This window comes from Bacteroides sp. MSK.20.82 (assembly GCF_019052485.1).
GTDB classification, from domain to species: domain Bacteria; phylum Bacteroidota; class Bacteroidia; order Bacteroidales; family Bacteroidaceae; genus Bacteroides; species Bacteroides thetaiotaomicron.
In genome coordinates this window covers 14,293-33,121 of the sequence record NZ_JAHQUN010000040.1, presented here as the reverse complement: position 1 = coordinate 33,121, position 18,829 = coordinate 14,293, and the positions used below count along the sequence as shown (strand labels likewise).

The window sequence follows — 18,829 nt, the reverse complement described above, 5'->3', positions numbered from 1 at the left end:
AGCCTTATATTACAACTTGTTGCTGCTATTAGTTGTTTACATCGCTATTCAACCGGTCAGGGCAGAAACAGTAAGACAGCCTTATATCAACAACCAGATATTTAGCCTTGCTTTACTCTTGATTGTATATGTTCATGTAACTTTCCGACCGACCGATTATCACTACTTTGGAGATACTTCAGCTTATGCCATGGCTTTCCAAAAGAAAGCCTTCTATGGTACGGTTGCTATAAGAGATAGAGATATTGGTTTTGAGTATCTTACCTATTGGCTTTCACAACTCGTCAATTTAAAAGGGTATTGGTTTGTTCTTTGCTCATTATATATATTGCCTGTTTTCTTTGCTTTAAAGAAACGATTCAAACAACAATATGCTGTAGCACTAGTGTTGTTCGTTTGTTCTTTGAGTTTTTGGGGATACGGAGTAAATGGACTGCGTAACGGAATAGCTACATCGTTAGTTATCTTCTCTTTTCTTGTTCCAAACAACGATATTAAACGAATTCCTGTTTGGATTATAGCATGTCTTTTCCATCAATCCGTCATGTTGCCAATTGGCTGTTTCTTGCTGACCCGACTTTCAAATAATCCCAAACACTACTTATACTTATGGGGAACGTTTTTCCTGCTTATGCTTGTTGCACGTGATTCTTTCTCCACTTTGTTGACAAACATTCCTTGGTTTGAACAGGATAAAAGGATGTCTGAATATTTGAATATGTCTTATAAAGGCATGGAGCAAATGTTCTCTAATATTGGATTTCGCTGGGACTTCATTATTTATAGTTTGATACCCATTATCGCAGGAGTGAAATATATCTATACATATTGCTACGAAGACAAATTGTTTATCCGTTTATTTAATACTTATATAGCAAGTAATGCGTTCTGGCTATTGACCATTCATGTACCGTATAATAACAGATTTGCTTATCTATCTTGGTTTCTTTATCCTATAGTATTGATATATCCCTTGCTAAAAGATAACTTAATAAATAACCAGGGAGAACGAATAAAATGGATTATTCTATGTTATTATATGTTCACTTATGTAATGTGGATAAAATAAAATACAAAACAATAGAAAAAGATTTTTATGAAAGATTTAGTTACTGTATTTACACCGGTATATAATAGGAAGAATTTAATTGGAAATCTATATCAGAGTTTGTTGTCTCAAACCTATAAAAATTTTGAATGGATTATTGTTGACGATGGGAGCACTGATGATATTGATGAAATTATAAAATCTTATCAAAATGAAGATCGTATATTAATTCGTTTCATCAAACAAGAGAATGGTGGAAAACATAGAGCAATCAACAATGGCGTATTACATGCAAAAGGAGAATTATTTTATATTGTAGATAGTGATGACTATTTAACAAAAGACTCTATAGAACGAATAGTTTTTCATTATCAATATATAAAGAATAATGATAAATTTGCTGGAGTTTGTGGTATGAAATGCTTTCCAGATGGTTCTCGTATAGGGAAAGAGGTTACATGGAAAATTTTAAAAGATTCTTGGATTAACTATTGGATTATAAAAAATATAAAAGGGGATGTTGCGTTTGTTTTTAAAACATCAGTCCTGAGAAATTATTTATTTGACGATATACCCGGAGAAAAATTTTGTGCAGAAAGTTTGGTTCTAAACCGTATTGGAAAAAATTACCTTATGTTATTTTTTAATGAAAAAATATACATCGCAGAGTATTTATCAGACGGTTTATCTGTTTCATCAATCAAAAACAGAATGAATTCACCTAATTATGCCATGAGAATTTATTCAGAAATGGCATCACTAGATATTCCATATTTAAAAAAAATAAAAGCTCATATAAATTACTGGCGTTTTGCTCCTTGCTCTAAATTGAAAATGAAAAATAAAATAAAACAAATAGGAATTTCTAGTTATATTATTTTTATGCCTATTGGCTATTTGTTTCATATGAAAGATAAAAAAAACAATTATATAGATATTAGACATGTCGGATCTAAGCGGTAGAACTTTATTTAAACGGATTAAACCATTAATTAAGGTATTCGTTATAGTAGATTCATATCTTCCTAGGAAACTTAATAATTTTTTATTTGTAAGTTTAAGAGGTATTGGAGGAAAAGTTGGTATTGTGATTAGATACATATTGGTGAAAAATCTAGCAAAAAAATGCGGTGATAATGTTGTAATTAAAGAAAATGTATATATATCTAACATAGAGAAACTAGAACTGGGAGATAATATCAGTATTCATCCGATGTGTTATTTTGAATGTAGCGGAGGATTGATGATCGGAAATAATGTGTCTATTGCCCATTCAAGTTCAATACTAACAAGTACTCACACTTATTCTGATTTTAATTTACCTATTAAATATAATGAAATCCTAAAAAAAACGGTAGTTATCCATGATGATGTATGGATTGGTTGTGGAGTGAGGATTTTATGTGGAGTTCACATTGATACAAGATGTATAATAGGCGCAAATAGTTTGGTTAATAAAAGTGTTGACTCATTCTCTATTTATGGGGGAGTTCCTGCAAAAAAAATAAAATCTTTTCAATGAAAAAAAAGAAATTATTCAAAATAACAAATTCAGCTTATTTTCAAGTCCGGCAACTTCAAGGTCAATTGAATTATTTTTCCGCATATTTCGATGTCATTGCCGTTGCCCCTAAAGGAGAAGGTTGGGAGGAATTACAGAAGCAACAGGCACGTTGTATTCCGGTAAAAATGTCAAGAGCCATAAATCCGATTTTCGATTTAATAACTCTTTTCCAATTGGTAAAACTTTTTATCAAAGAGAAGCCGACTATTGTTCACTCGCACACCCCCAAAGCTGGTCTTTTGGGTATGTTAGCAGCATGGATAGCACGTGTGCCGATCCGTATGCACACGGTAACAGGCTTCCCATTGACGACGGCTACGGGCATAAAAAAACAAATTCTTCGTTTTACGGAACGGTTAACTTACGCTTGTGCCACAAATGTATATCCCAATTCACAAAAGATGTGTGATATTATTTGTTCAATGGGGATCGGCAATCCTAAAAAAATGCTTGTTATCGGTAATGGTGGTTCAAATGGAATTGATACGGCATTCTATTCGCGAAATGCTACACAAGATATTAAGATTTCAACTTTCGATTTCACGTTTGGTTTTGTAGGTCGTATATTTTATGAGAAAGGAATCAATGAATTAGTAGCTTCTTTTATTCGATTACAGAAAGATTATCCTAACATAGGATTACGTTTAATCGGCTTTATGGAAGAAAACCTTTATCCGGTTGATGATTGGGTAAAACAAGAGATTAGCACAAATTCTCACATTGAGTTTGTCGGCTTTCAACAAGATGTTCGTCCCTATCTAATGGGGTGTGAGGCTTTTGTTTTTCCCTCCTATCGTGAAGGTTTCCCTAATGTTGTCATGCAAGCTGGGGCCTTGGAATTACCACAAATCGTTACAGATATCAATGGTTGTAATGAAATAATTGTTCAAAACAAAAATGGAATAATTGTTCCACCACAAGACGAACACGCATTGTATAAAGCCATGAAATATTTTTTGGATAATCCTAATGAGGTAAAAAGAATGGCAAAGAATGCAAGGGCAATGATTACATCACGTTACGAACGCAATAAATTTTGGAAATTGATGCTTGAAGAATACTATCGGCAAATTAAAAATCGAATTAAATAACATCTATGCAAATCATACTGTTATCCGGCGGTTCTGGTAAACGCCTATGGCCGCTTTCCAATAATACACGGTCAAAACAATTTATCAAACTGTTGACTGCGCCCGATGGCTCGAAAGAGTCGATGGTGCAGCGGGTGGTACGGCAATTACGAGAAACCGGCATCTGTGATTCGATTACTGTGGCAACAAGCCAGTCACAACGGGATATCATCATCAACCAGCTTGGAGAAGAGATTCCTGTAGTTACGGAACCGGAGCGTCGCGATACATTCCCGGCTATCGCTCTCGCAAGCTCGTATTTGGCCTACAAACGAAAATGTTCCACCGATGAGATTATAATCGTCATGCCTTGCGACCCTTATACCGAAACAGGTTATTTTGAAACGATTCGCAGGATAGCGGATGCAGTGAAAAACAATGTAGCCGAACTAGTATTGATGGGAATTAACCCCACATATCCGTCAGCAAAATACGGATATGTAGTGCCAGTCAATGATGTACAGAACAAAGGAATATTTCAAGTATCACGCTTTACGGAAAAGCCAGATATGATAACTGCCGAGAAACTTATTTCAGAGGGTGCTTTCTGGAACGGAGGCGTATTCGCTTTTCGGTTGGGGTATATGACAGATATTGTAACCCGACACATCAAAACCGACACTTTTTCAGAAATTCGTTCTCGCTATGGGGAATTTCCGAAAATCAGTTTTGACTACGAAGTCGCTGAAAAAGCGCAGTCGGTAGCCGTCGTACCTTTTGCCGGAGAGTGGAAAGACCTTGGTACATGGAATACGTTGACTGATGAACTATCGGAACACACCATGGGCAATGTTGTCATGGATGAAGAATCCGAAAATACCCACGTCATCAACGAACTTGGACTGCCAATCATGTGCATTGGCACACGGAATCTAGTTATCGCAGCATCAAATGATGGAATCCTAATTTCGGACAAAGATAAAAGCGAGAACATCAAAACTTACGCTGACTGCCTACAACATCGGCCAATGTTCGAAGAACGTCGCTGGGGTGAATACAAAGTTGTCGATACCGCCGAGTTTTCCGACGGTTACAAATCACTTACCAAGCAACTGAAAATCAAATCCGGTAAGAGTATCAGCTATCAGGTACACCGCCATCGCGATGAAGTCTGGACGTTTATCGACGGCGAGGGAGAACTGGTACTCGATGATATCAGGTCGGTTATCAGCAGAGGCGATACGATTACAATCAAGAAAGGTGTTAAACATGCAGTCAGGGCTATCTCTGAATTGACGTTCATCGAGGTGCAGTCCGGAAATCTACTTGCAGAAGAAGACATTGAACAATTTGACTATAAATGGTAAAATCCTTCGTTAAAACCTCTGACAAAAGAATGAAGTTGGTTTACAAGAAAGTTATCGAACCTCAATTAGGCAACCTGATATCCATATTGAAAAAGAAATGATAATCTATAGCATTGATTATTATCAACAAGATCAAGATTGTACTCAATGTGGAAAACATTCGGAATGTATTTGCCGGTAAAATGATAAAATATCACTATCCATATGTAAGTAAGTATATATACCGGACACAGGATCTTGCGAAAGTAGCTTCGTTTTCAGATTCTAAACCGCAGAAACAGCATTACGCAAAAATTAATGGGTTGGAAAAACTTATTATAAATACTGGTAATGAACCTTTTCATTGATTTTTCTAATGAAAAAGACCATCCTTCAATACATGACCGATATCTATCAGGAAGATATTCCCAAACATATCCTTCAAGAAAACAAGATACGCCTGAATTCTTTTTTCCTGGAACAGGAATCCGTACAGAAGAAAGGGACTCAGTTTATATTCAGATATGCATTCTACTCCGTTGAGAAACCCCGAAAGATCACGAAGCAGCATCTATTGAAAGAATATGCAGGGGTGCCTTTGGAAAAAAGGAGCGTACAACCGGAACAAATACCCGATATGAAGCAATATAGTGATATAATACTGTATGGAGATGCCAGCTCTCCTGAAGCACAGCAACAGCTGGCGGAATAACTCCAACAACATAATTCATTAAAAGTCCAGTTGTCTTTTTTTGACAAGAGAAATGATTCCACTAGCAAGGATGAACAAGCCATCGCATATGCGGAACTACAGAAGGCGCTATTTTTTTGCCAAAGAAAAAAGATACCTCTCCTGTTCGTTTCCTTAAAAGGGATGATAGACGACATCCGTTTTCTCAATCTGCTGGAGGAGAGCCATGTCGATTTCAGATGTATCGATTTTCCATGGTTCTGCAAGGAGAATCTGCCTCTGATAAAGGCAGTTGTGCTATATGAAAAGTTGGAAATAAGAATAAATGTATAAGATATCAAGCTTACAGATTGGACTTCAATGTTGCAGCATTGAGGTTTATGAGAAACAATTCTAAATATATTTCTGTTTGGCGAAATCTTATTCTAAAAGGAACTCTAAATAAAAGAATCCACCTTCAGATATCTTTCTTCACTTATCCTCAAAGTATATAATCCAAACATAAATATCAGACCTATTTTCCCTATAACTGAGTAATAAAAAGATTATTCCCCAACACCGTAAACAAAGAAATAACAGAAGCACTTTAAAATGGTGTATCTAACTCACTTTTTTAAGGATAATATCCCTGTTACAGTTATCTGTAGCAGGTGATCCTTTCAAATTGGGCATTAGATGCACCCTTTTCCTTATTCCAACAAATGCGCCTCTTGTAACCTCACCAATTCCCAATACATCTTCAAAAACATCTCCAGATACACCTTCAGACTCGGGAAATAGACGAAAGACTTCCAGCAAAAGAAAGGCACATGAATGGCCGTTCATTCGGAACCTCCATTTCTGGATAGCGTTTCTTTGTCCATCCAAAATAATCTCTATCGGGACAGAACAATAAACAAAAGCATAAATATCAGGCAAAATTGTCCCGATAAAAGAATTATAACATGACTATTGAAGATGAAATCCTCCAATACCTGCACTATCATCCTCTATCAAACAGGGTTGAGATAACGCTTGGGATAACCAATCCTCCCAGTGGCAGGATTGTAAAAAGACTACTGGCCGATGCCGTAACCAAAGGAATGATAGAAGTACTCTAACAATAGTAGTGCCACTATTTTATAAGCAGCACTGCAATTGTTCCTTACCCCAGCAAATGCACCTCCTGTAACCTCACCAACCCCAAATACATCTTCAAGAACACCTCCTGATACACCTTCAGATCCGGGAAATAGACGAAAGACTTCCGGGCAAAAGAGAGGCACGTGAATGGCCGTTCATTCGGAACCTCCATTTCCGGATAGCGTTTCTTCGCCTGGTCAACCGCCATCTTGTTCAGTGAAGCCACGAAGTTAGCCTGGCGTATCGGATTCCATTTCGGGGTTTCAAGAATCACCATCCCATCTTTCCGCTCAGGAATAACCAAATATTCATCCTGCACGTTACGGACGTAATAGCACACAAAAGACAAGGCCTCATAGACATTATCCCCTACATGAATACCGATAACCCGTTCTTCAACCGGTGTACCGGCAAAGCATTCCGCAATCTGTTTCATGGCATACCCATGCAACAAGGCAGCATCAGAAGCCAACAGATAAGCCGGTGCGGTACGCTCTCCTCCCTTATCGATGGCAGCAAAGACAGAAGGACTCCAACAGAGATGGATGAGCTTTCCTTTTTCTTTCTCACGAAGGGAAGCGACACATAAACGGTTATCAAAGACCAAACGGGCTTCTTTCGTTTCCGGATGGAACTGGAACACGTTCCGTACCCTGTCCGGCTTATGGATATCCATCATCAGATAGCCCTGCCAACCGGACACGTGCTTTGTCTTCAAGACGGTTTCGCTTTCCTCCACATCGAAAAGATAAGACAAGAGCTTTTCTCGCTTACAACATACGAAGAGAGAAAGCTCGTCCTGTTCTTTCATCTGCTGCATATCCAAGGAAAGAACAAAAGCCAATTGCCAAGGAGTAAGCTCGGAAAAGCCATGTAATTCAATACAAGACAACGCATCCTTCTCCGGTGAGTAAACGACATATCCCCGGCCACCTATCTCATATCTCAACATGAAATCCCCCTGTTCAGTGGGATGATAATTCTGTAAAACGGTCTGATAATTCATAAAGCAAATATATTAAGTTAGTATTCATCATAATGAGAAATCGGGACCACTCTTGCGTTTCCGTTTCTTTTTGGACGGTATGAGATCATCCTCTTGCGACTTCTTCCCGCTGCCGGTAATGTCAAGTTCCGGAATGGCCATAACTCCCCCACCCTGCATATAGAAAGCCTCACGATCCACCCGCTCACGGAACTCCCCTACCCTATCGATATGTGGCGAGAGACCGACAGCCACACCATCGAAATGCTTCTGGATATTCTGATAAGTGAGCTTACGGGAAAGATCCGCACCTTTAAAGACATGAGCATTTTCCACGTTTTCCATATAAAAGGAAATCCCGTATGCGCCTTTGCTGTTTACATGTTCCGTCACACGGATCGATTCTTCCGCCAACCTTTTCTTAAAATCCTCATAGCCTAAAGAAGCGTTCAATGCCTTAAACACATGGTCATAGAGATAATGCTTCTGTTCATCGGCGCTCATGCCCCGGCCATCAAAACGAATATTACCAAAACGATATTTCTGAGGAAGTGAAACGTCCTTCAGGTAAAAGCCTGAATCCTTGATGCCATAGACATAATAGGATTTGTCCTTCTTGGTGACCAGACGCATATACAATCCTTCTTGTTCCAGGTTCCTTCGGAAATCGGATGTACTTTCGGAAAAAGAGTAGATGCGGTCAAGCTGTTGTAACAGTTCATCCTTGAACAAGGGGTTGAAAAAACCTCCTTTTTCCAGCAATGCGAAAAGGTTGTCATAGCTTTCATCCCCCAATAGGACACGCCATTCTTCATTGGCCAATTTTATTTCTTGCAAGGGTTTATTCAAAGACCGGTATGTATCGGATTGTTCCAGGACAGCCGATACCTTATCCTTGTAATTATAACTACGCATGGCTTTCTTCAAGGCCGCATCGAAATAATAGTTACGGTATTGCGCCTCTCCCAACGTGGTTCTCTTGCCTCCTTCCCTTTCCAAAGGCAACAGACCGTACTTCTGCTCCAGTTCCCTTGAGATCTTTTCGGAACGGCTGTAATTATTTCCGGAAGGAATGCTTTTGCCTTCTTCATCAATTGTGGTCAGCAGCACATGCACATGGCTGTGTGCCTTGTCGGTATTTAGGACAACGGCATAACAGGACTTTCCGTACCCCATCCTCTCGATATATTCCCCGGCAAGAGAAAGCCACTGTTCATCGGAAAGGCTTTCTCCCGGATAGAGGCTCAGAATAAATTCCGCATAAGGTAGTTTCACCCGGTCATTCAACTGGGAGATAAGTTTCATGTAGGCTGGCATGGCGGCCAGTTCGTCACCAGTGGAGGTGTAAAGCACTTTTCCGTTTCCTTCCTTGACCTTGGAAAGCTGGTATTCAATTTTCCGGCTCATGGACAGGTGGGATGAGAAAGAAGGTTGTATCTCGGCTATCATAACAATTTCCGGTTAATGGTTTCTACATCCGAAAGGTATTGGTTAATCCGATCCAATGAATACAATATATTTTCATCGGACGGAAGCGTATTGATATGTTTGGCAAGCTGGTTGATATTGGCTCCTATTTTACGAAGTTCATATATCATTTGCACATCGGTTTTCGATATGCTTCTGCCTTTCAAGGCAGACTCTCTGATAAAGGAAGAAAGGGATTTTCCCTCTTCCTTTGAACGTTGAAGAAGCTGTTCTTTCTCGGCTTCCGTCAAGCGGATCTTTATACTTATATCTCGATTCTCTTTCATATATACAGAGTATGTGAGTGTAACGAACATTGGTCGGCAGCTCGGCTGTCGCAAGGTTTTTTGTACCCACAAAAACATACCTTGCATTAGCAAAGATATACAATAATACTCAGCTGTGAAACAAAACCAGACAAAAGTCTTGATTTCTTAATCCAGATTAACCGCTCACTTTGTTACAAAGTAACTACGCACATTGTAACAGGCGAACGGAAAGCCATTAGTTACAAAATACATAATTACTAATTATATTATTACAAAGTATGAACATACATACTTAATTATAAGATTAAGTATGTACATATTTATATTTATATTTATATATGTAATTACTTATACAATTAAGTAAAAAAGTGTATAATAAATTAATTATAAAAGTATGCAATTATTTAATTTATTATTTATATATTTGCGCACATACTTAAAAACGTACATTATGGGACAAATATTACCAGGAGTAGTCGTAGCTTTTGAGAATCCCAAGGGCGGGGTAGGGAAGTCTACGCTGACAGCTTTGTTTGCAGGTTATATTCATTCGCAGTCAAACGAAGAGGGGGGCTTATCCATTGCCGTGGTGGATATCGACGACATGCAGAACACTATCGGAAAATTACGTGAGGACGAAGCCGAGGACGGAATCATGAAAAAGGAAGAAGAATATGAGGTTATCAATATCTCTTCCTCAGAGTTCATCAACCAACTGGATTTCCTTCAGGACAATTACGACATTATACTTGTCGATTTTCCGGGTAACCTGAAACAAAACGGTGTAGTTGAAACGCTGCACTTCGTTGACGTGATCATCATTCCCTTCGAACCGAACCAGACCGATTTAAGACCTACATTGACCTTTTACTATAACATCTATGAAGGGATTATCGAAAGCCGTCGAAAGATTGGTAAAAAGACTACCGTGCGTGGTGTTATGAACCGTGTTCTTCCGAATGTGCTGGAGTTCAAAGAAATTTTGAAAAATAAAAAAACCTTGCCTTTCGAGTTGATGCAAAACTACATCAAGGATTCAAGGGTTGACTATCAACGCAATTTAAGTACGCTGAGTAAAGCGTACCATCATCCCTGTGATGCTTTCTGTGAAGAGGTATTGGAATTAATCTGTAACCATATAGGAGAATAAAGCTATGGCAACCAACAAAGAAAGGACATCATCAGCCGCCATGAGAAAACTCTTGCTGCAAAGCGCCAGTAAGAAAGAGCAGGAAATCCAGCAGATCGGAAGTGTTGCGGAAAGCACTATCCCCCAACCTGCGATTGAGCACCACATCCATGAAGAGGTGAAAGAATCGGCTCCAGTCAAAGAAACCGTCCAAGAACCTCAGCCGGAACAAATGGAAAAGCCGGAATCCAAACCTTCCGTGCAGTCTTCTCCAAAAACAGAAGAAAGCAAAGTCTGCGGAAAAAAATTCTCGGAATATCTGGAAGAGCGAAAATTAAAGAACACCGAAGTAATCCGGATATCCAGCGAAACCCACAGAAAGCTGAAGCAGATTGCTATGGCCACTGGATTAGGAATGCACAACATCGCAAACAACATTCTTGAAGACATATTGACCAGCCATAACAAGGAGATTCAAGCGATACTGAAGAAGTATATGAGCATCTGATTCTACTTTCGGAAAAATATATACGCCTGTTCGACTGCATCCGTCGGGCAGGCGTTATTTTTGCACACCGTTTTAGTGAAGGCCGGCATTGAACCGGGACACTTTTACACAACTGCGGAAAAATCCCTTTGCCTATTATCCTGGACAATATGTTAAAGAATTCAAACCTCTACTTGTTTCCACCTCAAAATTTTTTCCGAAAGTAAGAATACGGTAACAAAATCATTTCTTCGTTTTATTTAGGTTTTTAGGGATTTAAGTATTTGTGGGACACTTTTACACAACTAATAAGGGAGGTTTTCCGTATAATCAACTATATTATTGCAAGTTAGCACTTACTGGCATCTTCTCGTAACCGGGACACTTCTGCACAACTAACCGACTATTCGGGACACTTCTGCACAACTGAACAGGAAAGTCGGGATACTTTTACACAACTAGAATCTGCATTCGGGACACTTTTACACAACTAAATCAGGAATCCGGGACACTTCTGCACAACTAAACCGGCCATTCGGGACACTTTTACACAACTGGGGGATCGGAAACAGCCGTAGTCGGGACACTTTTACACAACTAAATCAAGAAACAGCACGAAAAAAATGCTTTGGAATCTTCATTTATAGGGAGTTAGATTCACTATCTCCGTAAAAAAACGTATCTTTGCATCAGTAAACAACAAGTGTCCGCCTATGAAGGAAAGTAATACACAAAAAGAGTTGAGCAGAGTCCCCAGGACTCTCAGCGAGTCTTCCAACACGAAAGTATTGGAAGTTCTATTTGATGCAGGCGGCACTGTCATGTCTGACATTATCATTTACGTGGCATCTTCACAAATGAAAGATCTGTTCGGCGACTGCTGGTTCTCCATCAACGATTTTTGTGAGGTCATGGGGTATGAACGAACCAAGTTGCAACGAAAACTGACCGAGAAGCAGCTTGATTTCCTGTTCAGCAACCAACGTCCGGTATATATCACCGAACAGAACGGCCAAAAGATAGAGCATCCGATAGAGAACACCTTTGAAGCGGCGTTATACCGTTTAGGGACATCCAACCTCAGTGTAGCATACGCCATGAACGGCAAGACGCAATATAAGTTCATTCAAATACTGGACCGCTTTGAGATAAAGGATAACTTCGGCACGAAAAAGCGCACCAAGCGGAATTACAACGTGCATCTGAGCAAAGATCTGATGAATACTTTGCTTACCGAATACAATCTGCTGGAACTGAAAGACTACCGTAACCTGCCCAACCGCAAAGGCTACCGCAAGTTTTATCTGAACCTGGCGAAAATGATTTACCTGATCAAGTATAAGATTGACCAAGGACAAGCACCTTATTTCACCGTTACGGTTGACCAACTTGCCAAGGAATTTGATGTAACGGTAAAGGACAACCATGACCGGAAGAAGAAGGTGACCAGCATCTTAAACGGTATCAACAAAAAGCTGGAGAGAACCAAATTCCAATACCAGTACATCAAAGGAAAAGGGGAGAAGTGGCCCTACACCGTACAGTTTTTCTTTGACCAGGAAACATTGGAATATTTCGACGAAAAGATAAAGGCGATACTGACCTCGCAATATCACGATGCGCTTAAATCATGCTTCTTGTTAAACAAGAAAGGCATTCCCGTGAGCAGACATTATCAATATAAGGATTTCTTTAAATTGGGAACCGGCGAATATTATCATGAATTTACCGCATGGCTTTATTCTGAAGAGGACAAGGAGATTAAGGAGAACATCTACCGGGATATCTATATAAAGGTAGTAGGCATTCGTCCAGAAGACCTTGCCGTCAACTTAAATCCCTAAAAGTTGGAACAAAAACCATAAAATAGTATCTTTGCAGCGGATTGTCAGAAAATTGGCAGCCCGCTTTTTACATACGTCCGTCTGTCTAACAAAAGAGTGGCATCTATCGTTAAGGAATTAACAACAACAGGCGCATGCCTGTACCAGTATGAAACTGGTACGGGGCGTGCCTTTGTTGTTGGAACGCCACGTCCATGTTAGAGGGTACGTTTCCGTACCCTTATATAAACATAAAACAAATTCAATGGTTCAAACAATTGCCACCCTGATAGATGAGACGCTCATGGTAATGGGCGCCCATCTTCACGTGCGGATGACAGACGAAGAAAAGGCGTATCTTGATGCTCATTTCGAGCTTATCCATATCAAAAAGGGAGAACACCTCGTCACCAGGGGCGAGGAAGTATGCTACCTCTATTATCTGGAATCCGGCATCGTCCGGTTATGGTTTCCGGACAAAGAGAATAGAGAGATTTCAGCACGGTTTATCCAAGCCAAAGAGTTCATCAATTTTTTCCTTTCACATGAAGAACACCATGCCCACTACAATATCAAGGCATTGGAGCCATGCAAGATCTGGAGATTGCCCAAAAAAGATCTTCATCAGCTATATGAGTTATCCATCAATTTCAACAAGCTGGCCAGAATACATTTGGTAAGATCCATCAACCGCAAAATAATAAGGGAAGAGGAGTTTTACACACTGGATGCCGAAGCGCGTTACAAAGCGCTTTTGGCCAATGAAAAATGGCTGTTACGTTCAATACCCTTAAAAGACATAGCAAGTTATATCGGCATCACGCCACAAGCATTGAGCAACATCCGAAAGCGCATATAAACCAAACCCTATAAGCCGGGCAGGACAGTTTTACACAACTAATCCTATCCGGCTTTTTTCTGTAGAATTATTCCACACCTGCCGGTTTACGGCACATGTATTTTTTAATGCACATTAAATAAACACGAAAGGCCCTTTAAAAGCCCTTCATAAAATTTGTCCTCCCGTATATAATCTATATGTTTGGAGCGAAAACAACGCGATAAGCACCTTGATTCGGTTCTGCCGACAGGAATCCGCGTAAATTGGAAACACCGTATGAGACAAATAGAAAAATATATAACATTAATAACCTAAAGAGTAATTCCCATGGAACACATCAGACTGACTGCTATCAGCCTTAGCCTGCTGTTATGCACCGTAAGCGCTTTTGCGCAACGCCATTATGAGAACATCCCGGCACTTGAATTGAACTACGGCACTAACCTGTTCGGCAATGCAGGCAACTATTACAACCTGTCCTTTTCCAGATACATCAACCGGACAAGCTATTGGAAAGCCGGGTTTAGCTATTTTGAGAAACCTTACGAATATACAGCCAACCTACCGCAAGTCTCTACCTTGAACCCGGAAGAAACGATTCCCGAAACGATACATGACAAGGGTAAGGACTTTTTTGTGGACGGCGGTTATTACAGAACCCTGGCCTGCAACCTGAAATCCGTTTACTGGGGCATCGGCCTGGGAGGATTCATCGGTACAGAATACGTCCGCCACCCCGATAAGGAATACAACTTCATCATCGGCCCGAAACTGGAAACGGAACTGGAAGTATTCATCCTGCCCCGAACGGCATTGCTTGCCCGCATACAACAACATTGGAATCCCCTATCCATTGACAAGTGGAACACTGTCTGGAACGTAGGAATAAAGATACTGCTCTACTAACCGACAAATCATATCACCATGCTTATTATCATATTGTTAGCCGATACAAATGTATCCGGCCTGATCTCCTTATACCGTGAAATAGGCGCCATGCTGATAGGGGTAGGCTTTCTATGTGCCGGACTAGCGGTACTTAAAAAGCTGATAAGCAACCACGAGCGCACCAAAGAGGCCATCATCACCTATATCACGGCATTGGTCACTTGGCTCATTATCTGGCAACTCTTATGAACGTAGTGGATTTGATACTGGTTGCCATACTCGCCTGTGTCACGCTTCACTTTTACTTTCGGAAAAAGAAGAAAGCACTTTCTTCCGGAAAGGAGAAAGAGAAGCCGATAAGGGAGGCGGTGCGCAAGGAAGGGCAGGAGAGAGCCTGTCCGGTCATCTGCGTGGTATTTCAGCCTGAGCTGGAAGAAGAGGAATTGGCTGCCGAGATAGCCGATATGTACCTGCATGGAAGAGCCTACTACTACTCAGGCAAACCACTGCCGGAACAGCCGAAAGAAGAGCCCATATCCATCAAGTATAAGGATGTGCAATGGGAGAGACTGAAAACGATTCATGTTTAATTAAAAAATAGGAACAAAATGAAAGCAATCGAAAATGTAAGAGAAAAAGCGAACCAAGTCATTAACCGCTATGGAAAGGTTATCTTCACCTTTCTCATATTCTTCACGCTGTTGGGAACGGCACAAGTGGCGGAGGCACAAAGCGGCCTGAAGATTAACAGCCTATCCGAAGTGACAGACAAAGCCAAAGAGGGTGCGGACACCATTCTGGACGTAGCCAAATACATTTTGGCGGCGGTACTCGGCATCGCTCTGGTCTTTGTCATCTATTCGCTTGCCACGAACAATCCCCATGCCAAGGAATACCTGCTCGGCTGGATCATCGCCGTGGTAGTCATCATGGTAGCCTTCCTGATTATCTAAAAACGAAGAGCCATGAGAACCATGCGTAAAATCAACAAGCCGATCAAGTTCTTCGGTCTGTCATCGGGACAGTTCGCCATCTTCATGCTGCTGACGGCCATCATCATCATCGTGAGCATATTCAAGCAGCTGCACCCGATACTCATCATCGGAATCATTTCCGCCATTCTGTTTCTATCCGGTCTGCTGTTCCAAACCTTGAAAAAGGAACACAAGGCCGGTAACCCGGACTACCTGACCGGCCTCCGGATCAAGAACGCCACCCCCCGGCAGATAACGGACAAACGGCAGATTTTCAAATTCATCCTAAAACAGCAACCATGATAGGAATCATCATACTCATATCCCTGCTAATCTGTGCGCTGTGCCTGCTGATTGCTCTGCTGTATATCCGGCAGACAGAGATAGAGGTGAAGGACAAATCCGTGGATCTGGAAAGTGTCTTGCCTATCCAGACCATCACGGAGAACGCCGTCATCAACGGGAACGGTGACATCACCGTCGGCTACCGGCTGCTTCTGCCCGAAGTGTTCACCTTGTCGGAAAGCGAGGCGCAATACATCCATGAGCGGTTGGAGGCTCTTTTGAAGCTGCTTCCGGCAGGCACGGTCATCCATCAGCAGAATTTCTACTATACGGGGCGATACCATCATGCAGAATACTCTTCCAATGCCCTGATAGCGGAGAACAACCGTCATTTCAACGGCAAGGAGATACTGAACAGTTACACCAACCTGTATGTGACGTTCACGAACGGCAGCCGAAACGGTAAGATACGCAAAAGCGCATCGGGCACCTCGCTGATGCGAAAGCTGCACTACCCGTTCAAGCAACCTTATAAGGAATATCAGCAACGGCTGACAGAAATGGAAGCCTTTCTGATGAACTTTGAGAACGGTTTGTCGTCCATCCAGCAGTTTGAGATACGCAAGATGGATGATACGGAACTGAACAACGCCATCTACGACTACGTCAACCTCTCTTACGAGACACCGGAAAACGATGCCACGCAGAAGAGCGTCAACCCTATGGCTGTCAGTGAAAGCGGAAGCATGAAAATAGGGCAGCAGCACGTTTCCATCCTTTCGCTGACCAACGAAGGCGAGCATCTTCAGGAACTGGCCGTGCCGCACACCGGCAAGTCGAAGGCATACGGGGGAAACATAGAGATACCGGACAGCATACGGAGCAAATGCTCGATGCTGTACCCCGTAGGACTTGGCCTGCCGTTCAACCACATCGTAAACATCGTGATAGAGATAACCGATCCAGATGCCACCGTAACGGCCATCGGTGCGGAGAAAGACGCGCTGAACTACATCACCAACTTCTACCCTCCGGCGGCAGAGAAGCAACGCGAGCAGGCAGCCTTCTGCGATGAGATTACCCAGTTCGACTACCAGACCGCCTATACCGCCTTCAATGTCGTGCTGAACGATACAGACCGCACCTCGCTCATGCGGAAAACCGCACTGGTACAGCAAGGCTTCAGCTTTATGAACCAAAGTTCGTGCTATGTGGAGAACGCCGAGCTGTGCAACCTGTTCTTCTGCAACATACCCGGCAATGCCAGGGCCAATTACCGGGGCTTCGTCAACACGACCAAGCAGGCCATCTGCTATCTGCAAAAAGAGGGGATGTACCTTTCGGACGAGAAAGGGCATATCTACCATGACCGTTTCGGTACTCCCGCCAAGATAAACCTCTGGGATTATCCGGCGCTGAACAACAAGAACCGCATCGTTATCGGCCCGTCCGGTTCCGGTAAATCTTTCTGGCTGAACAATTACATCCTGCAAAGCTATGAGCTGGGCCGGGATGTGATGATCATTGACATCGGCGGCTCTTACCGCTCGATGATAGCCTTGAACCGGGGCAAATACTTCGACTCTACCGAGCAGAAGAAATTTGCGTTCAACCCCTTCTTGTGTGACCGTGACAAGAACGGCAAATACCTGTACATCGACACCACGGATGCCGAGTCTGCCGATGACCAGATAAAGACCATCGTCGCCATTATCAGCTACATTTGGAAGGTACGTGAACCCATGCTGCCTGCCGAAAACGCCATTCTCAGGAAATCCGTCATCGGATTTTACGACTATGTGAACAATTCTTCAATAGGAGAGAAGCATGAGCGTATCTTCCCGACGCTGATAACTTACCGGGCTTATCTGAAGGAAGTGTTCAGCAAACGGATGACCGAGTTTGAGAAACAGAAATTCGAGATAGAGGAGCTGTTGCTTTTACTGGAACCCTATACGGACGGAGAGCTGTCATTCCTGCTGAACGCTACCGAGAACGTGGATATCGTGCATGACCGGCTGATAGCCTTCGATATGGAAGATGCCTCTAAGAAAGAGTACTTTCCACTCGTTGCCATCATCACCCTGCAAATGATCGTGGATAAAATCAAGAAACGCCAGGGGTTTGCCAAAGAGCTAATCATCGACGAAGCACTCGACTTCCTGCAAGACGAGAAATTCGGAGACTTCATCGCCTACCTGTACCGAACCTTCCGTAAAAAGGAGGGAAGCATCACGCTGGCCGCACAGAACATCCTGTTTTTGAAAAACATGCCGTCCAGTATCAAGGACTCCATCATCATCAACTGCGCGACCAAGATTATCCTCGACCATTCAGAACACCGGCAGAACCTGCCGGAAGTGAAAGCCGTGCTTTCCATCACGGACGAAGAGGCCTATATGATCGAGTCGTTGCAGCGCACGGAACGCTGGAGAGAGTTTTTCATCAAGATGTCGAACGATGCCTTCATCTTCCGCAACGAGGTGTCCGACTTCGCCGCCGTAGCCTTCGATTCGCGCCAGGCGACAGTAGTACGACTGAAGCAGTTGTTCAACGAAAGCGGCTCGACCTATACGGCCATCAACCGCTATCTGGAGGAAAGGAGGAAAAAGTATGGATGACGCCACCCAAGGGCTGACCGCCCTTCTAGGCTGGTCAACCGACTTCAACGGCAGCGCATACAATCTTGCCGGAAGCATTGCCGCCGCACTTTTGGGCGTTGCGCTCATTTTCGTGGTATGGGCACTCGCCACGAAAAAGGAAAATGCCAAGAGCTATCTGACAGCCTGGCTGGTATGTGTCATATTCACCCTATTATTCATCACCAACAAATAACCGTC

At 42.1% G+C, this 18,829-nt stretch carries 22 protein-coding genes; 19 read left to right on the top strand and 3 right to left on the bottom strand.

The annotated features are described in order from the left end of the window. Positions 1-19: 19 nt before the first annotated feature. From KTR07_RS21885 to KTR07_RS21855, 8 genes are all read left to right on the top strand, one after another. On the top strand, positions 20-1,069 hold the full coding sequence (locus KTR07_RS21885) for an EpsG family protein (protein WP_227198474.1): 1,050 nt from the start codon (positions 20-22) through the stop codon (positions 1,067-1,069). A gap of 27 nt (positions 1,070-1,096) precedes the next feature. Beyond that, positions 1,097-2,011: a glycosyltransferase family 2 protein gene (locus KTR07_RS21880; RefSeq protein ID WP_005868862.1), complete on the top strand. Its 915-nt coding sequence runs from the start codon at positions 1,097-1,099 to the stop codon at positions 2,009-2,011. Further along, on the top strand, positions 1,992-2,570 hold the full coding sequence (locus KTR07_RS21875; protein ID WP_005868863.1) for an acyltransferase: 579 nt from the start codon (positions 1,992-1,994) through the stop codon (positions 2,568-2,570). The genes KTR07_RS21880 and KTR07_RS21875 overlap by 20 nt, the downstream gene beginning before the upstream one ends. Next, on the top strand, positions 2,567-3,703 hold the full coding sequence (locus KTR07_RS21870) for a glycosyltransferase family 4 protein (RefSeq protein WP_005868864.1): 1,137 nt from the start codon (positions 2,567-2,569) through the stop codon (positions 3,701-3,703). Before KTR07_RS21875 ends, KTR07_RS21870 begins: the two co-directional genes overlap by 4 nt. 5 nt (positions 3,704-3,708) lie before the next feature. Further along, the gene (locus KTR07_RS21865) at positions 3,709-5,049 is read left to right on the top strand and encodes a sugar phosphate nucleotidyltransferase (protein ID WP_005868865.1); all 1,341 of its coding nucleotides are present in this window, start codon (positions 3,709-3,711) and stop codon (positions 5,047-5,049) included. Positions 5,050-5,404: 355 nt separating this feature from the next. Continuing rightward, positions 5,405-5,740 (top strand): hypothetical protein, encoded by a 336-nt coding sequence (locus KTR07_RS28515; protein WP_254306568.1) that lies wholly within the window; start codon positions 5,405-5,407, stop codon positions 5,738-5,740. Between the two features lie 162 nt (positions 5,741-5,902). Beyond that, positions 5,903-6,052 carry a hypothetical protein gene (locus KTR07_RS28510; protein ID WP_007564710.1) on the top strand — a complete coding sequence of 50 codons (150 nt, stop codon included), beginning with the start codon at positions 5,903-5,905 and terminating at the stop codon, positions 6,050-6,052. Between the two features lie 611 nt (positions 6,053-6,663). After that, positions 6,664-6,819: a hypothetical protein gene (locus KTR07_RS21855; protein ID WP_005868867.1), complete on the top strand. Its 156-nt coding sequence runs from the start codon at positions 6,664-6,666 to the stop codon at positions 6,817-6,819. Positions 6,820-6,863: 44 nt separating this feature from the next. Here the strand turns inward: KTR07_RS21855 and KTR07_RS21850 are convergent, their stop codons facing one another. The 3 genes from KTR07_RS21850 to mobC are packed head-to-tail and all read right to left on the bottom strand — an operon-like array spanning position 6,864 to position 9,610. Continuing rightward, complete coding sequence (locus KTR07_RS21850; RefSeq protein WP_005868869.1) at positions 6,864-7,847, bottom strand: hypothetical protein; 984 nt, start codon at positions 7,845-7,847, stop codon at positions 6,864-6,866. 27 nt (positions 7,848-7,874) lie between these two features. Then, positions 7,875-9,275, bottom strand: coding sequence for a relaxase/mobilization nuclease domain-containing protein (locus KTR07_RS21845; protein WP_005868870.1), 1,401 nt, complete (start codon positions 9,273-9,275; stop codon positions 7,875-7,877). Next, a complete protein-coding gene (mobC, locus tag KTR07_RS21840) occupies positions 9,272-9,610 on the bottom strand; it encodes a plasmid mobilization relaxosome protein MobC (protein WP_008770294.1) in 339 nt (112 codons plus the stop codon). The genes KTR07_RS21845 and mobC overlap by 4 nt, the downstream gene beginning before the upstream one ends. Positions 9,611-10,013: 403 nt before the next feature. Here mobC and KTR07_RS21835 point away from each other — a divergent pair, with 403 nt between their 5' ends. The 11 genes from KTR07_RS21835 (at position 10,014) to KTR07_RS21785 (ending at position 18,824) form a co-directional block, all read left to right on the top strand. Continuing rightward, positions 10,014-10,712: a ParA family protein gene (locus KTR07_RS21835; protein WP_005868872.1), complete on the top strand. Its 699-nt coding sequence runs from the start codon at positions 10,014-10,016 to the stop codon at positions 10,710-10,712. Between the two features lie 4 nt (positions 10,713-10,716). Beyond that, entirely contained in the window at positions 10,717-11,199 is a 483-nt protein-coding gene (locus tag KTR07_RS21830; protein WP_217315505.1) for a DUF3408 domain-containing protein, read from the top strand. Between the two features lie 692 nt (positions 11,200-11,891). Then, the gene (locus tag KTR07_RS21825) at positions 11,892-13,022 is read left to right on the top strand and encodes a hypothetical protein (protein WP_005868874.1); all 1,131 of its coding nucleotides are present in this window, start codon (positions 11,892-11,894) and stop codon (positions 13,020-13,022) included. A gap of 244 nt (positions 13,023-13,266) precedes the next feature. Next, on the top strand, positions 13,267-13,860 hold the full coding sequence (locus KTR07_RS21820; protein ID WP_005868875.1) for a Crp/Fnr family transcriptional regulator: 594 nt from the start codon (positions 13,267-13,269) through the stop codon (positions 13,858-13,860). A 309-nt stretch (positions 13,861-14,169) separates the two neighbouring features. Further along, a complete protein-coding gene (locus KTR07_RS21815) occupies positions 14,170-14,748 on the top strand; it encodes a conjugal transfer protein TraO (RefSeq protein WP_005868877.1) in 579 nt (192 codons plus the stop codon). A gap of 18 nt (positions 14,749-14,766) precedes the next feature. Further along, positions 14,767-14,979: a hypothetical protein gene (locus KTR07_RS21810; protein WP_005868879.1), complete on the top strand. Its 213-nt coding sequence runs from the start codon at positions 14,767-14,769 to the stop codon at positions 14,977-14,979. Further along, positions 14,976-15,320, top strand: coding sequence for a hypothetical protein (locus KTR07_RS21805; protein WP_005868881.1), 345 nt, complete (start codon positions 14,976-14,978; stop codon positions 15,318-15,320). Before KTR07_RS21810 ends, KTR07_RS21805 begins: the two co-directional genes overlap by 4 nt. Before the next feature lie 18 nt (positions 15,321-15,338). Next, positions 15,339-15,683, top strand: a complete 345-nt coding sequence (locus KTR07_RS21800) for a hypothetical protein (RefSeq protein ID WP_005868883.1) — start codon at positions 15,339-15,341, stop codon at positions 15,681-15,683. A 12-nt stretch (positions 15,684-15,695) separates the two neighbouring features. Next, on the top strand, positions 15,696-16,007 hold the full coding sequence (locus tag KTR07_RS21795; RefSeq protein ID WP_005868885.1) for a hypothetical protein: 312 nt from the start codon (positions 15,696-15,698) through the stop codon (positions 16,005-16,007). Further along, positions 16,004-18,610: a TraG family conjugative transposon ATPase gene (locus tag KTR07_RS21790; protein WP_005868887.1), complete on the top strand. Its 2,607-nt coding sequence runs from the start codon at positions 16,004-16,006 to the stop codon at positions 18,608-18,610. The genes KTR07_RS21795 and KTR07_RS21790 overlap by 4 nt, the downstream gene beginning before the upstream one ends. Next, on the top strand, positions 18,603-18,824 hold the full coding sequence (locus KTR07_RS21785) for a hypothetical protein (RefSeq protein ID WP_005868888.1): 222 nt from the start codon (positions 18,603-18,605) through the stop codon (positions 18,822-18,824). The genes KTR07_RS21790 and KTR07_RS21785 overlap by 8 nt, the downstream gene beginning before the upstream one ends. The last annotated feature ends 5 nt before the right edge of the window (positions 18,825-18,829 follow it).